The organism is Kitasatospora sp. NPDC001664, from assembly GCF_053596675.1.
Genome location: NZ_JBSFGS010000006.1, coordinates 146,410 through 160,900 on the forward strand (window position 1 = coordinate 146,410; position 14,491 = coordinate 160,900).

Consider the following 14,491-nt stretch of genomic DNA (forward strand, 5'->3'; position numbering starts at 1 on the left):
CCGTGCCCCACCCGCCGACCGACCACCGCCTCCTGCGCTTCGCGACCGCAGGCGTCGACGTCCACCACCACACCGCCATCCCGGAGCAAGAACCCGTCTCCCGTGGCGAGTTGGACGCGCTCCATGCCCACTGCGTCTCGTTGTTCGCACTGCTCGACACCCACACCGGCACCACCCGGCCACTCGCTCCGGCCGAGGCCGGCCACCTCCACGCCGCCCGCATCCGGCTCTGGCAGACCTGCGATGCCCTCCACGACGCCTACCACCGCGCCCCGCGCGCCGACGGGCGCCGCCCCACCCGCGAGGCGTGCGCGCTGCGGCTGCCGGAGGGCGCCCCGGACATGGTGATCTGCCAGCGCCACAGCACCACCTCGGGCCGCGTCCGGGTGATCGCCACCGCCTCCGAGCTGCGTGGTACCCCCACCACCGCCCCTCGCATCTGACAGGAGAAAAGTTCCTGCGCTCCGCCAGTGCCACCCCTCTGTTCACCCCGACCCGCTCGGACCGCTCCGCCCGCCGCCAGGCCAAGCGCGACCTCGCCGCCGCTCGACGCGCCGCCCGCCAGGCCGGCCGCCCACAGCGCCCGAAGAACCGCCGTGAGGAGAACGCCGAACTCCTCCCCGCCTACCCCGCGGCCGGACGCCCCGGCCCCGCCTCCCTGCGTGGCGGCCGACTGCGACTTCCCGCGCACCGCATGACCACCGCGACGGCCAGCGCGGCGTACCCCTTCCTCGCCGAGGGCGGGCTCGGGTCCGCCGGCGTCCTGATCGGCCGCGATGTCCATGCCGAGGCCAGCTTCGTGTTCGACCCGTTCGCCCTGTACGGGAAAGTTGAAAACTTTACCAACCCGAACACGCTGGTCGCCGGCGTGATCGGCCAGGGCAAGTCCGCACTGGCGAAGTCAATCGCCCTGCGCAGCACGGCATTCGGCTACCGCGTCTATGTGCCGTGCGACCCGAAGGGCGAGTGGACGTCCGTAGCGGAGGCGATCGGCGGGACCACCATCGCGCTGGGTCCGGGCCTCAGTGGGCGGTTGAATCCGCTGGACGCTCCAGCTCCTCCGGCGGGGGTCGATCCGGCGGACTGGGCGGGCGAGGTCCGCAAGCGCAGGCTTCTGCTGCTCGGCTCGCTGGCTCGCACTGTCCTGCGGCGCGACCTGCTGCCGATGGAGTTCACCGCAATGGACATCGCCCTGGACGCGGTGGTCGACCGCTCCGCGCGCACGGGCCAGGTCCCGCTGCTGGGCGACGTCGCGGCCGTCCTCGGGCAGGCCGCCGTCCTGGACGCCGCTCTCGGCGACCCCAGTCGGCGCGTCGGCGCCGCCGCCCAGGACCTCGCCCACGCCCTGCGCCGGTTGGTCAACGGCGACCTCGCCGGGATGTTCGACGCGCCGTCCACCGCCGCGTTCGACCCGACCAGCCCGATGCTGACGATCGACCTCTCCCGGCTCGGCTCCTCCGGCGACGACACCGCGCTGACACTGGCGATGACCTGCGCGTCTGCCTGGATGGAAGCCGCGCTGAGCGATCCCAACGGCGGCCGGCGGTGGGTGATCTACGACGAGGCGTGGCGCGTCATGCGGCACGCGGCCCTGTTGGAACGGATGCAGGCCCAGTGGAAGCTGAGCCGCGGACTGGGAATCGCGAACATGCTGATCATCCACCGCCTGTCCGACCTGCTGTCGGCCGGTGACGCCGGCTCGCGGACCCGGGCACTGGCCGAGGGCCTGCTCACCGACTGCGCGACCCGCGTGATCTACCGGCAGGAGAGCGACCAGCTGGCCGCCACCGCTGGCCTGCTCGGCCTGAGCGGTGTCGAGACCGCCGCCATCGCCGCGCTCGGCAAGGGCCGCGGGCTGTGGAAGGTCGCGGGCCGGAGCTTCGTGGTCCAACATCTGCTGCACCGTGCGGAGTTGGAACTGTTCGACACCGACGCCCGGATGCACGCAGCTCCGGATTCGGCATGATCACGTCCGACCGCCTGCGGATGCTTCACGTGGTCATCGCTCGGAGACCTTCCCGTCTACCGCCGCGGCGACCGCCGCCGGCCCGCGGTTCATCGAGACCTTCGAGCCGCTGACCGATGCACCAGCGAAGGTGCTGGCCACCGCACGCGGCCAGGCCAAAGCCGCAGCCTCCCATGCGCGCGGCCCGGTACGCCCCGGCGGCACCAAGGGCTCCCTCGGCTCGGCAACTCCTACTCCTGCCTCCTGCGTTCATCACCGCTGACCAAGGAAACGTCTCATCGCGCACGTCACCATCGCCCACCTGCCCGATCGGAACACGATCGTCGCCGACCCACCCGACCGGCGCGCCGCGTACTGGCTGGAGCAGGCCGGCCTCGTCCGCGACGACGCCCTGCGGCTGCACCGCATCCGCCGCGACACAAGCAGCTCCACTGCCGAGCGGCAGATCCGCGACGCCCAGCATCTGCTGGCCGCCGCCGACTACGGCATCACCCGGGTGTACAGCGCGGACGAGCAGCGCCTTCGCGCCAAGTCCCCACCGCCACTGGGGACGTCGTCGCCTCCGGGCCCGCCGCAGACGCTCGGCGACCGCACCGTCTGGGTGCACCTGGTGAGCGAGGACGTCGCTGCCGGCCACCTGGTGATCCGCGCGCACCACCAGGACCCCGAGGGGGCGGTCGAGCTGCTCGTCGACTACCCCGGTGCTGGTGAGGCGGCGGTGTTCTACACCGAGCAGGGCAGCGGCCACTACGGCCCCAGTCGCCACACCACCTTCGCCTCCGCCCGCCAGGAGTGGACCTCCTACGGGTACGCGGCCGAGGCTCCGGTGCCCGGCGCCCGGCGGGCCGCAGCCGCCCGCAGCACCTCTCGCGTGGTGCTCGGCCGCCCCGGGCCTCTCCCCGTGGGACCGCCTCGCCCGGTGATCGGCGCCGGGCTCGCCGGTCCGTGCCTGGAACCCCCGTTCTGACCTTCAGTTCCCGCCAACTCACCTGCCCTTCCTACCTCTTGGAGACGCATGTCGACCATGACGCTCACCCGCCAGGACGCCCGCCTGGAGGCCGCTCTCGGCCAGAGCATCACCGCCCTGACCGCCGCTCAGGCTCGGGTGGACGCGGAGACCACGCGGGTGCTCGACACGCACCGCGCGCTGGTGGCCGCCGAGACCGCGGTGTCCTTCCATCGCGTGCGGCTGGTCAACGTTGCCACCGCCCGGCGGCGCGTCGACGACGCCGTCCTCGACGAGCTGGACGCGCAGCTGGAGAAGCTGGAGGAGGCGGCCGAGGAGCGCGACGTGCTGGAGGCCGATCTGGTGCGGCTGCTCCAGGCCCGCGAGGAGGCGGCGAAGCGGAAGGCCGCCGAGGCGCCCCCGGCCACCGGGCCGTCCCCGATGCTCGTGGTGGCCGTCCCCGCCTCGGCCCAGCGTCGCTGATCGGGAGCCCGATGTCCACGACGACGGATCCCGGCACCCCCGGTGGGTGGGTGTTGTTCGGCTGGGACTACGACCACGGCGAGTTCGTCGTGTTGAACGGCCAGGTGCCCCAGCCCGCCCGCGAAGCGCTCTACCAGGCCGGGTTCTCCAGGCGCGGTGATGCGCTCGACTGCTGGCACCAGCGCCGCAGTGTCGAACCGCACGAGCAGATCCGCAGGGCCGGGCGGCTCGTCGACCGGCTGGTCGCGGCCCGGGTGCCGGTCGCCAACTGGCACCGCCCCGAACAACGCAACGGCGACCTGTCCGAGCACTACCGGTGGCTGCAGGACGAGGGAGAGTTCCCCGGCGCCGACCTGGCCGCCGAGACGGCTCGGTCGATCGTCTCCGCCGACCTGGCCGCCGGCCGCCTGATCCCCGCCGATCACGGTCTCGCCCACGAGGTGGTGTTCGGCCACGTGGTCGTGGAGGCCATGCACGAGTGGGACGACGGCGTCGGGTGGTGGCTGGCCCGCTCCGCGGAGGCGGACGGCGCCCACTCGTACATGGTGCTGCGGCACGACCCCCAACACCTCAACGTGACGGAGCACTACGCCCCCTGGTACGGGCCGCAGGCCCGCCGCGACTTCCGGGCGACGCAGCTGCGGGACACCACTCACCCACCTTCCGCTCGTGCCCAGGCCGCGCGTCCGTCGCGGCGGGCGCGGATGGCCGCCGCCCCGGCCACCGCGCCGCTGGCGCCCGGACCGGCTCCCCGCCGCACTGCCGCCCGCTGACCGAGCCCTCTTGGAGAACACCCGCTTGCCCCACCAGCAGCCCGCCGGCGTCACCTTCCGCCGCCTGGCCTCCGCCGGGATCACCGCGACCCGGCCGTCCTCTCCGCCCTGGCCGACGCAGGATTCCGCCTCGGCCTCCAGCACGCACCGGAGCGCTACTCCCTGGCCGAGCACGACCCGATCGCCCAGTCCAGGGCTGCGGCCCAACTCGCAGCCACTCTGCGGGACATGGGAGTCCCGGTCACTTCCCGCTCCGCCCAGCTGACCGGCCTCGGAGGCGCTGCCGTCACTCTCGCCCCCTCGGCAGCGGCACGGGCCGCCGCCGCCCTCACCGCGACCGCGGCGCCCGGATCCGCCGTATCCGACCAGCCCCGACCCACTGTGCCCACGTCCCCGTCGCCGGCACCGCCCGCCCGCCGCTGACCGCGTCCGCCATCTGCCCCTAGGAGCAGCGCATCACCCCCGAGCACGTCTCCATCACCCGCGACCCGCAGTACGGCGTCGTCGCCGATGTCGGCCCCGACACCTCTCCGACCGCCCACACGCTGCTCGCCCGCGCGGGCTTCCGTCAGCTCGCCGACGGGCGGCACGCCATCGACTCGACGACGCAGAACATGTTCCTGCACGCCCGGCAGACCGTCGCCGCACTGCGGCGGGGCGGGGTCAAGGTCAGCGCGGACCCTGCCTTCGACTACAACGACGCGACGAAGCCCGCCCTCGACAGCCCAGCCAGCCGCGCCGCCGGCCCCGACGCCGTCGTCCAGGTCGCCGCCCCGGCTCCGCCCCGCCCCTTCGACGTCCACATCGGACGCCACCCGCAGCTGGGCATCGTCGCCACCAACCCGCACAGCAACCAGGCCGCCGCGTACGCGCTCGCCGAGGCCGGCTTCACCCGCACCGGCGAGCACCCGAGTCTGTACGTCCTGGACGAACCGGAGTACGAGGGCGCCAAGCGGGCCACCGCCGCCGTCGCCGCGCTGCGCGACCAGGGACTGCGTGTCGCCTCCGACTTGGGCTTCGAACCGCTCACCGGCTCGTACCAGCCCGCGGACCCGTTCGCCACCCGGCTGATCGAGGAGATGCACCGCACCCCCGCCTCGCCCGCCGCGCCGCCGGCCCGGGTCGCGCAGAACGACGACCCGTTCGAGACCCGGGTGTTCAAGGCCCCGGTGCTCGGGCCCGTCACCCCCACGGCGGCGGACCCGTTCAACACGGTCGTCCACCAGTCGGCCAGCCCGAGCCGCGACGACCAGCGCGCGGACGCGCTGCTGCACGACCGTGCCGCGCTCAGCGCCGAGATCGCCTCCCGCCTGCGGGCGATCGAAGACCAGATCCGCACGAACCCGGGCAGCGTCGACTTCGCCCGAGTCGAAGCGGTGATCGGCGAGGCCACCACCGTGCTCGCCGGAGCGGGCAAGGACCTCGCCTCCGTCGCGGCCCGCCCCGCAGCACCGGCCGCCGCCCGCACCAGCGGCCCGGCCAGCCCGCGCGCCCGCGCCGCACTCGCCACCAGCGGTCGGCTGCGCTCCACTGCCGCGCTGCACGCCACCGCCGCCGCGACCACCGCCGCGACCACCGCCGCGTCCGCCCCGGCCGTCGACCCGCGGATCGCGTGGGCCGCCGGCAACACCAACTCCCGCTAAAACAAGGAGAATTGTCCTGGCCATCAAGAAGATCTGGACCGTCGAGCACGACTGCGGACACGCGGTCGACCACGACCTGTCCTCGCGCCCCGCCGACAAGCGTGCCTCCTACGCCCGTTGGCTCGCCACCCGTTCCTGCCGCGACTGCTGGCTCGCCGAGCGCAAGGAGGACACCGCCGAGCGCGAAGCGTGGATCGCCGCCCGCCGCGCCGAGGAGCAGGAAGCCGCCACCGCGTGGGCCGCTCAGTTCGGCATGCCGCCGCTGGAGGGGCCTGAGCGGGCCATCGCCTGGGGCGAGCGCTGCCGGCACCAGCTGGTGACCACCGCCTACCAGGCCCTGGTGGTCGAGGGCACGCTCACCGAGGACGGCTGGCTGGCCATCGAGCAGCAGCTGCGCACGCTGGACAAGGCCAGCTGGTGGATCGACCAGCGCGAGGCCGAACCGGCCGACCTGCCCGAGCTGGCCGCCGCCGCCACCAGCGCGGACCGCGTCACCGAGAACCCGAACTGAGCACCGGCCCGGTGGCCACCCCACCTCCCGTGCCGGTCCCCGCCGGACCGTCCCGGACCTGGGCGGCGTCCTCCCTCGTCGGGCAGGTCCTGCGCGCCGAACAGGTCGCCGCCCGGCCGGCCGCACCGCCCCCAACCACCGACGTCTCCCGAGCCGCCGCCCCGGCCGGGTGACCCCCTCTCCCCGGAGCACTACCTGTCCACACCCCACGAAAGCAGTGGCCACCGGCACGGACCGGTCGCCATCCGCCGCGGCCCGTACGGCAGCGTCGAGGTGCACGGACCCGACGAGGCGCTCGCCCTGCTCACCCCGCTCCGATTCTGGGCCCCGGCAACTGGGGGAGGCCCGGCCCAGCGGTCCGTCCCGGAGGGCCCCCTCGACCGGCAGGCAGTCGCCGCCGAGGCCGCGATGTGGCTGCGGGACGGCGAGTGGAGCGTCGACCTCGACCCTGCGCTGCAGGGCTCCGAGCGCAGCGCCGCGGCCCTGACACTGCTGGCGGACATCTCCACCGCCCTCGACGACCTCCGGGATCTGATCGGCGAGATGGACAGCCCTGGTGAGCTGGCCGACGTCCTCGGCCAGCTCACCATCGGCTCGGGCAGCGCCATGAACGGCATCGAGCAGACCCTGCTGGCCTGCGCCGACCAGGTCCGCGCCACCACCTCACCCGGCCACCACGACCTCGTCGACCGGATCCGCGCCGACGCCGACCGCACGAGTCGGACGGCCGACAACCTCGCCCGCTGGTCCGACGGGCTGGATGCCCTTCGCCCCTGTCCGCGGGCCGCCGCAGCGACCGCCGGCTCTCCGAGAGGAGGCCCGGCAGGAGCTGCCCCCGCCGCGATCCCGAGCCCCGCCCGTACGCCCCGCACTCTCTGACCATCAGGAGACGTACTGCCCACCACCGACTCCCCGGAACGCCTCTACCACTTCTACGTCGACGGCTCGGAACACGGGCCCTATCCGGGCTTGGTCGAGCCTCGCGAAACCGCCGGGCACATCGGGCCCTACTGCAGCCCCGCCTTCTCCCACGAGGTCGCCGAACGGATCGTGGTGGACCTGCACGCCGACAACTGCGGGATGACCGGCCGCTGGAACGGCGACGTCCTGACCTTCGAGTGGACGCCCGACTACGACGGTGACGGCGGTACGGAGTCGGTCACCCCGGACGAGCGCGGCCTCTACCGCATCGGCGGGCGCTGGCCCTGGGACTTCGACGGCCCGCTCGATGCGGCCGAACGCCACCAGGCCGCGCTCGCCCGGTCCACCGCCCGCCAGACCAGCAGTACCGCCCCCGCTGCGGAGCCGGTGCTCACCCCGGCCGGCCGGGTCGTCGCGGCAGCCCCGGGACGCTGACGTGCACCCGACCATCGCCCGGTACGCCTCCACCCGCGACCTGCTCGCCTCCGCCACGGCCGCCGCCGCCCAGCAGCAGCACCGCCTGCGCCTCATCGACGCCTGGCGCCCCGTCGCGGACCTGCCCGCGTTCGACCAGGCTGCGTTCACCACGGAGTTGGCCGCGCACCTGCCGCAGCCGGCCGGGCCCGCCGAGGCCCTGCGCACCCGCCTGGTGTGGCAGTGCACCCTGCGCGCCGACCCCGACGCCGCGAGCCCCCCGGACCACCGCTTCCAGGCGACCGCCCGGCGCATCCTGGCCGCCACCGGCATCGCCGCCGAGGACGACCCGGCCTCGTGCCGGTGGGCACTGTTGCGCGTCGGCGACCACGAGGCCCGCCTCGTCGCCCCGCTCGCCCGGCCGGACGGCACCGTCGTGGACACCGGCCGCGACCGCTCCCTGGCCCTGGCCGTCTGCCAGCTCGCCGAGAGCCGCAGCACCGGCACCGGCCGTCCCCGCGCGGCGGCGGCCGGGACCACCGGCCGCCGCACCGGCGTCCTTCCTCCCCTTCCTCCCGTCGTCACCGCCGCGGCGCGGTCCGGTCGGCGCCCGTAGAAAGAGACTCCTTGTCCGATGCCCGCCCCACCAGGCCCCTCGATGCCGCCGAGCAGGCCATCGCCCGCGCCGCCGGCGCCTTCGCCGAGATCATCGACGTCGCACCCTCGCTGACGCCCCACGAGGCGGCCGAGGTGCTGCTGGGCCTCACCCTGATGCCCGGCCCAGTTCAGCAACTCGCCAACGCGGTCACGGAGATCGGCCGCCAGGTCGCCCAGCAGTACGGCGACCGGCCGCCCCTGTGGGAGCCGCTGCTCACGGAGGCCACCGCCATCTCCGCCGCCGCCTTCCGCACAGCCGCGACCGCAGACGCCATCGCCGAGGCCGCCGAGGAGACCACCCGCAGCCGAGCCGCCACCGCCCAGTCCCCGGCGCTGCGAGCCGCCGGTGCCCGCGCTGCGGTCCACTTCGCGCCGCCCGCCGCGTACGACGTGCCGCCGCATTCCCGCATCGTCGAACCTCCCCACCGCTAGAAGCCCGAGGACCCCCGCCCGTGACCGCCCCACCCACGGCAGCCGCCCAGGACGAGGTGCTCGTCCGCCCCCGCCATCTCGCCGGCCCCGGACCGCTGCCGGTCCTGCAGCCACTGCTCCACCTCCACTCGTGGCCGTACAAGGTTGACGAATCCCTGGCCCAGGTCGTCGCCACCAGCCCGTGCCGGCGCATCGAGATCGCCATGGAGCCGCACCGGATCTTCCACCTCTACCGGGTCAGCGTCCGCAAGCACCCGGCAGATCCAATGCCCTACTGGCAGGCCACGTTCACCAAGGACACCCCGGCGGAGATCGTCGCCGCGTTCGTCCAGGCCATCGCCGCCGACCGGTACACGATGCCGGAGGAGATCGTCACCGAACCGACCGCCTCACCGACGACCGCCTGGCGCCCGCTGCTGAAGGCCGGCTGGCAGCTCAAGGACGACCCGCGCGCTGTCCTTCTCACCTCGCCGGACGGCACCACGAACTTCAGCTACTCGCCCACCTCGACCGACGACCGGTGCGGGGAGGGTGTGGGCGCCTGGATGGCGCAGGCCGAGTTCGGTCCCGCCTGGAGCGACCAGTGGTCGATCGTGCTCGGCCACTCAACTCCCGTCCGGTACGCGGCGATTCTGGCATCCGCCATCGCCGACCCCACCCCGGTGGTGCGGCGCCGCCACACCCTGTCGGCTGCCGCGCTGCCGAGGCTGGAAACCCGGCCCGCCCGCCCGGCCGATCCCAGCCGCCGGTTCACGGCGGTCGAGTACACCGGCGCGATGTTCAACGCCCGCCACCCCGGCCACGGCCACCCCCCACGCCGCTGACCAGGAAGGATTCCCCACTGCCCGAGAACTCCACCGAGATCGTCTTCGCCCGCTTCCCCAGCTGGGACGGCTCCACCACCACCGGCAGCGCCTGGGCCCAGGCCAGCGACCTGGCCAGCCGGACCCTGCTGGCCCGCGCCGGATTCTCCAGCGAGGGCACCGGGGCGATCTTCACCGCCGAGGACGCCGGCCACGGCGACGTCAACCAGCGCATCCGCCTGGCCGAACTGCTCCTCGCCGACGCCGGGTACGCCACCCGGGTGGTGCCGCCGCTTCCGATCCGCAGGATCGAGAACCCCTTCGACGAGAGGGACTTGACCTATCTGCAGGCCCGTCTGGTGCAGGCGACCGCGCAGGTCCACCGGGCCACAACAGCGGAGGACATCACCACGCTGGCACTGGCCGTGATGGATCCCGAGAGCGGCCTGCTGGAGCGGCTGACCGCGCTGCTGGACACCGCATCCCAGCGGCTGGAAGCCCTCACCGGCCAGGGACCGGCCGGTGCGGCGATGGCCACCGCCCTGCAGAGCGCAAGCGCCCAGCTCACCACCGCCGGCTACCGGGTTGCCGAAGCCCAGCTGGCCCGCCCGGTGGACGCACCCGAGCAGTCGCCCGCCCCTGCCGCATCCCGGGCAGCAGCCGCCCGCACCCGCACCGCGCCGACCGACCGTCCCGCTGCACCCGCACCGGCGCCGGTCACCACCCGCCCGCACAGCGCCAAGGCTTCCGCCTCCCGCTGACCTCGCAGCTCCCGCCGGCTGACCTCCCGCCGGCCACCGGGCCGATCACCTACGTCTCGGGCCTCCGTCCCGCCGTGATCGCCGCCCGCTCCCCGCCCGCTCCGGGCCCCTGCCGCCGCGCGCTCCTGCCCGGCAGGCCGACACCCCGCCAAGGAACCAACCCCTGTCCGCCTCTCCCAAATCCCCTTCTGCCAGCCCCGGTTCGGACGCGCTCCTCTACGCGCTCATCGGCGCGGGCGTCATCGTCGCCGTCTTCGGCACCTTCGCCTGGCTCGGCGGCAACGCCGCCACCGCCGCAGCCGCCGACGCCATCCCGTGGGCCCCGTTCCAGCCGGTCGACGCCGCCCTTCACCCCGACCGGATCTTCCCCCAGCTCAGCCCGCTGCTGCTGCTGATCAGCACCCGCGTCGCCCCGGCCCTGCTGTCGATCGCGCTCGGCGCCGCCGGCCTGCTGCTGTGGTCCAAGCACCGCCGCAAGCCGAACGGCCTCGCGGGCCGCAGCGAGCTGGCGCCGCTTCTGCCGGCCGAGATCACCGCCAAGGCGCGCGACCTGCGCCCCAGCCTGTCCAACGCCAAGCCGCGCGAGATCAGCCCGGACGACACCGGCGTCCTGCTCGGCGACCTCTCGCCGAGCGGCCCCGAGGTCCGCTCCAACTGGGAGGACGTCATGGTCGCGATCATGGCGCCGCGCTCCGGCAAGACCACCTCGATCGCCGTCCCGGCCATCCTGCGCGCGCCCGGCCCCGTGCTCTGCACCTCGAACAAGGCGGCCCGGGACGCCTACACGGCCTGTCTTAGAGGCCCGGGCCGAGGCCGGGCGGGTGTGGACGATGGATCCGCAGCAGATCGCCCACACCCCGCAGGCCATGTGGTGGAACATCCTGGCCGACGCCAAGGACCTTCCCGGCGCGCGGCGGCTTGCCGGCCACTTCGTTGCCGCGGCCGTCGACGAGTCGAGCCAGGGCGACTTCTGGTCCACCGCCGCTCAGAACACCCTGTGCGCCTTGTTCCTCGCTGCGGGCTGTGACCGCCGGCCGATCACCGACGTCCTCAAGTGGCTCGCCGTACCGTCCGACCGGACCCCGGTCGACATCCTGCGCGACCACCAGATGATCGCCATCGCGGACCAGCTGCAGGGCACCGTCTCCGGTGCGGTGGAAACCCGCGACGGAATTTTCGAAACGGCCCGCCAGTATGCGGCATGCCTCCTCGACCCGCAGATTTCGAAATGGGTCACGCCGAATCCCGATCTGCCGGAGTTCAAGCCGGAGGAGTTCGTCACCCGCAAGGACTCCCTGTTCCTTCTGTCCAAGGACGGCGGTGGCTCTGCATCGGCCCTGATCGCGGCTGCTGCGGATTCCGTGATGCGCACCGCGGTCATCGAGGCCGAGCGATCCGGAGGCCGCCTCGACCCTCCGCTCCTGGCCATTCTGGACGAGGCCGCAAATGTCTGCAAAATCGGCGATCTTCCTGATCTCTACTCCCACCTGGGGTCGCGCGGAGTCATTCCGATCACCATTCTCCAGAGCTACCGGCAGGGGCAAAAAGTCTGGGGCGAGGCTGGCATGGACGCCATGTGGAGCGCCGCCACCGTCAAACTGGTGGGCTCCGGAATCGACGATGCCGATTTCGCCGACAAGCTCTCGCGTCTGGTCGGCGACCACGATGTGGAGACGGTTTCGCATTCCACGTCTGAATCGGGCCGATCCACCTCCGTCAGCATGCGCCAGGAGCGCATTCTGCCGCCCGACCAGATCCGTGCTCTGAAAAAGGGGACGGCGCTGCTCTTCGCGACCGGTCTGCGCCCGGCGCTGCTGACCTTGCGCCCCTGGTACAAGGAGTCCGGAGCTGCCGAGGTCGGCGCGGCGTCCTCCCGGCAGACCGCCCTGATCACCGAGCGGGCGGTGGCCAAGGCCGGCGGTGCCGCGTGATCTACACCACCGAACCGGCCGCCCGAATTCTTTCACTGGGCGCGGGCGTGCAGTCCACCACGCTGCTTCTCCTGTCGGCCCTGGGTGAACTTCCGAAACTGGACTACGCCGTTTTCTCGGACACCGGCTGGGAACCGGCTAAGGTCTATCGGCATTTGGACGAGGTGGAGCGAAAGATTGCCTACCCGGCCAACATACCGATTCTGCGCGTGTCATCCGGAAATATCCGAACGGATGCGCTCGACCCTGCCCACCGTTTCGCCTCGATGCCACTCTACATTCTCAACCAGGACGGCAGTCCGGGAATGACGCGGCGGCAATGTACCGGTGAGTATAAAATTAAGCCGATCAAGCGGCAGGTGCGCCAGATCCTAGGGTACCCGCATCCCGCCCGCGTGCCGAACGGCGTGTACGCCGAGCAGTGGATCGGCATCAGCACCGACGAATTCCATCGGGCCAAGGACTCCGATGTCCGGTACACCCGGCACACCTTCCCGCTGATCGACCTCGGCATGTCACGGGAGGACTGCCTCAAGCTCCTCGCCGAGCACGGCTGGGGTTCCACGCCGAAGTCGAGCTGTTTGGGTTGCCCATTTCACGGAAATTCCCAGTGGCGGGAACTCCGCGACAATTCTCCCGAGGAATGGGCGGACGTGGTGGAATTCGACGCAGCGATCCGGGCGGGCAACGCCCGCGCCAACGCCGACGGCCGGCCGCTGCTCGGGCAGGCGTACCTGCACCGCTCGCGCCTCCCGCTCGATCAGGCTCCGATCGACAAGCTCACCCGGGCCGAACTTCGCGCCCTGCAGACGCAGTTGGACCTGAGTGAGGACGAGCTGGAGAGCGGGCCGGCGGACGGCTGCTCGCCTTTCAGTTGCCGCTCGGGTGAGGCGGTCGCGTGACCTCCCCGGCCACCGCCGCCTCGTACCTCGTCCGCCTGCACCGCGCCGGCCAGGACGCCGAACTCGGGGCCGTCCTGGACTCGGTGGAGGAGGATCTCCTCGCACCGCTCCACCAGGCTCTGGAACAGGCTGCGGAGGTCTTCCGACAGCGGGGTGACCTCAGCCGGGCTGCCGCCCTCGGCGCCCAAGCGAGCACCATCGAGGGAGTCGGCGACGAACTCCACTACCTGGCCAAGGATTTGGCTACTCCTGTACGCGCTGCCCGCGCCTCCGCCGCGAGCACCGCCACGGTCCGCGCTGCCCCTGCGGCTGTCTCGGATCCGGTGCGTGCCGCAGAGCCGCCCCCGCGGCCAGCCCGCTCGCGCTGACCCCACTCCCACTACCAGGAGGTTCCCCCTGTCTCCCAGGATCGAGCCCGTCGACCGGGCCAAGGCCCTGCGGCTGATCTGCCCGCTTCCGGACGGCACCGTCACGGGCCTGCAGCAGGTGGCCCGTCGCGGCGACATGGTCGTCACCGCCGAGCTGACCCAGACCATCCGGGTGGACACCTGGGACGGTGTCCGCATCCGCATCGTCTCCCCAAGCGCCGGAGCGGTCGATGCCAACTGGTTCGGCTTCTCCGAGCATGGCGTCTTCAACGAGCGGCACCGAGCGCCGTCCGCGCGGGACGGCGGCAGGGAGCTCACGGCCTACAACGCCGAATTCATGCTGACCTACGCCAGCGTCGATGCCTACCGCCTGCGGGACGCCGTCGCCGAGTACACCTCCGTCTTCACGCCCGCGCCCGCACCGGAGTTCACCGCCGCCGCCCACTTGGGCGTGCTCGACGGGATGGCGCGACGGCTGGACCACCTCGGCTCCGTCTCCCCGCAGAGCCTGGCCGGCCGCGCCCACGCCCACGCCGAGGTCCTGCGGGAAGTGATAGGGGAGATCCACATCAGCCTGCTGCCGCTGACAGGCGAGCGGCTGGCGGCGGACGACGAGAGGGTCGACCTACCCGATGCACTGGCCGCGCTCGGCCAGGTCAGCACGGCGCTGACCGAACTCGCGCTAAGCGCCGAGGAGGCCGGACACGCCGGCCAGGCGCAGGTGTTCCGCGAGCACGCCCAGGCGCTGGGTGCGATCGGCGAGGAGATCACCACCGACCTGGCAGCCGACCCCTCCAGCCAGCTGCCCGACACCGCGAGGGCCGGCCGCTCGGCAGCGGCCCGCGCCGGGGCCACCGCTGTGGCGCTCTCGCCTCCTTCTGCGGGCGCCGTGGTCCCGGCCACCCCGCCACCGCCCGCACGGCTCTCCCGCTGACCACCCCACCCAGCCATCTGCCCAACGGAGTTGACATCAGCCCCAA

General features: G+C 72.9%; 16 protein-coding genes and 1 pseudogene. 16 read left to right on the plus strand and 1 reads right to left on the minus strand.

Annotation, left to right across the window (positions count from 1 at the left end; genetic code table 11):
* Positions 1–2: 2 nt before the first annotated feature.
* The 12 genes from ACWCYY_RS11025 to ACWCYY_RS11080 all read left to right on the plus strand — a co-directional run bounded on the left by ACWCYY_RS11025 (position 3) and on the right by ACWCYY_RS11080 (position 9,570).
* Positions 3–443: a DUF6238 family protein gene (locus ACWCYY_RS11025; protein WP_449795742.1), complete on the plus strand. Its 441-nt coding sequence runs from the start codon at positions 3–5 to the stop codon at positions 441–443.
* Positions 444–694: 251 nt separating this feature from the next.
* On the plus strand, positions 695–1,966 hold the full coding sequence (locus ACWCYY_RS11030; protein WP_449795743.1) for an ATP-binding protein: 1,272 nt from the start codon (positions 695–697) through the stop codon (positions 1,964–1,966).
* A 610-nt stretch (positions 1,967–2,576) separates the two neighbouring features.
* A complete protein-coding gene (locus tag ACWCYY_RS11035) occupies positions 2,577–2,933 on the plus strand; it encodes a hypothetical protein (protein WP_449795744.1) in 357 nt (118 codons plus the stop codon).
* 48 nt (positions 2,934–2,981) lie between these two features.
* Positions 2,982–3,395: a hypothetical protein gene (locus ACWCYY_RS11040; RefSeq protein WP_449795745.1), complete on the plus strand. Its 414-nt coding sequence runs from the start codon at positions 2,982–2,984 to the stop codon at positions 3,393–3,395.
* A gap of 11 nt (positions 3,396–3,406) precedes the next feature.
* Positions 3,407–4,168 carry a hypothetical protein gene (locus ACWCYY_RS11045; protein ID WP_449795746.1) on the plus strand — a complete coding sequence of 254 codons (762 nt, stop codon included), beginning with the start codon at positions 3,407–3,409 and terminating at the stop codon, positions 4,166–4,168.
* Between the two features lie 614 nt (positions 4,169–4,782).
* Positions 4,783–5,811 (plus strand): hypothetical protein, encoded by a 1,029-nt coding sequence (locus ACWCYY_RS11050; RefSeq protein ID WP_449795747.1) that lies wholly within the window; start codon positions 4,783–4,785, stop codon positions 5,809–5,811.
* A 253-nt stretch (positions 5,812–6,064) separates the two neighbouring features.
* The gene (locus ACWCYY_RS11055) at positions 6,065–6,322 is read left to right on the plus strand and encodes a hypothetical protein (RefSeq protein WP_449795748.1); all 258 of its coding nucleotides are present in this window, start codon (positions 6,065–6,067) and stop codon (positions 6,320–6,322) included.
* A 273-nt stretch (positions 6,323–6,595) separates the two neighbouring features.
* The gene (locus ACWCYY_RS11060; protein ID WP_449795749.1) at positions 6,596–7,201 is read left to right on the plus strand and encodes a hypothetical protein; all 606 of its coding nucleotides are present in this window, start codon (positions 6,596–6,598) and stop codon (positions 7,199–7,201) included.
* Between the two features lie 90 nt (positions 7,202–7,291).
* Positions 7,292–7,678, plus strand: coding sequence for a hypothetical protein (locus ACWCYY_RS11065; protein WP_449795750.1), 387 nt, complete (start codon positions 7,292–7,294; stop codon positions 7,676–7,678).
* 1 nt (position 7,679) lies between these two features.
* The gene (locus tag ACWCYY_RS11070) at positions 7,680–8,273 is read left to right on the plus strand and encodes a hypothetical protein (protein WP_449795751.1); all 594 of its coding nucleotides are present in this window, start codon (positions 7,680–7,682) and stop codon (positions 8,271–8,273) included.
* A gap of 11 nt (positions 8,274–8,284) precedes the next feature.
* Positions 8,285–8,746 carry a hypothetical protein gene (locus ACWCYY_RS11075; protein WP_449795752.1) on the plus strand — a complete coding sequence of 154 codons (462 nt, stop codon included), beginning with the start codon at positions 8,285–8,287 and terminating at the stop codon, positions 8,744–8,746.
* 20 nt (positions 8,747–8,766) lie between these two features.
* Positions 8,767–9,570, plus strand: coding sequence for a DUF317 domain-containing protein (locus ACWCYY_RS11080; RefSeq protein WP_449795753.1), 804 nt, complete (start codon positions 8,767–8,769; stop codon positions 9,568–9,570).
* On the opposite strand, the gene ACWCYY_RS11085 is transcribed toward ACWCYY_RS11080, so the two are convergent.
* Positions 9,527–9,775, minus strand: a complete 249-nt coding sequence (locus ACWCYY_RS11085; protein ID WP_449795754.1) for a hypothetical protein — start codon at positions 9,773–9,775, stop codon at positions 9,527–9,529. The two genes, ACWCYY_RS11080 and ACWCYY_RS11085, sit on opposite strands and share 44 nt — an antisense overlap.
* Positions 9,776–9,884: 109 nt before the next feature.
* Between ACWCYY_RS11085 and ACWCYY_RS11090 the strand changes: the two genes are divergently transcribed.
* From ACWCYY_RS11090 to ACWCYY_RS11105, 4 genes and pseudogenes are all read left to right on the plus strand, one after another.
* Positions 9,885–10,310, plus strand: a complete 426-nt coding sequence (locus tag ACWCYY_RS11090) for a hypothetical protein (RefSeq protein ID WP_449795755.1) — start codon at positions 9,885–9,887, stop codon at positions 10,308–10,310.
* A gap of 163 nt (positions 10,311–10,473) precedes the next feature.
* Positions 10,474–12,241, plus strand: a pseudogene (locus ACWCYY_RS11095) (type IV secretory system conjugative DNA transfer family protein).
* A gap of 62 nt (positions 12,242–12,303) precedes the next feature.
* Positions 12,304–13,143, plus strand: a complete 840-nt coding sequence (locus ACWCYY_RS11100) for a hypothetical protein (RefSeq protein WP_449795897.1) — start codon at positions 12,304–12,306, stop codon at positions 13,141–13,143.
* A gap of 327 nt (positions 13,144–13,470) precedes the next feature.
* A complete protein-coding gene (locus tag ACWCYY_RS11105) occupies positions 13,471–14,445 on the plus strand; it encodes a hypothetical protein (protein ID WP_449795756.1) in 975 nt (324 codons plus the stop codon).
* The last annotated feature ends 46 nt before the right edge of the window (positions 14,446–14,491 follow it).

Coding starts and splice junctions, on each gene's coding strand:
- ACWCYY_RS11030 (WP_449795743.1), top strand. CDS start 695: ATGACCACCGCGACGGCCAGCGCGGCGTACCCCTTCCTCGCCGAGGGC.
- ACWCYY_RS11040 (WP_449795745.1), top strand. CDS start 2,982: ATGTCGACCATGACGCTCACCCGCCAGGACGCCCGCCTGGAGGCCGCT.
- ACWCYY_RS11045 (WP_449795746.1), top strand. CDS start 3,407: ATGTCCACGACGACGGATCCCGGCACCCCCGGTGGGTGGGTGTTGTTC.
- ACWCYY_RS11050 (WP_449795747.1), top strand. CDS start 4,783: ATGTTCCTGCACGCCCGGCAGACCGTCGCCGCACTGCGGCGGGGCGGG.
- ACWCYY_RS11055 (WP_449795748.1), top strand. CDS start 6,065: ATGCCGCCGCTGGAGGGGCCTGAGCGGGCCATCGCCTGGGGCGAGCGC.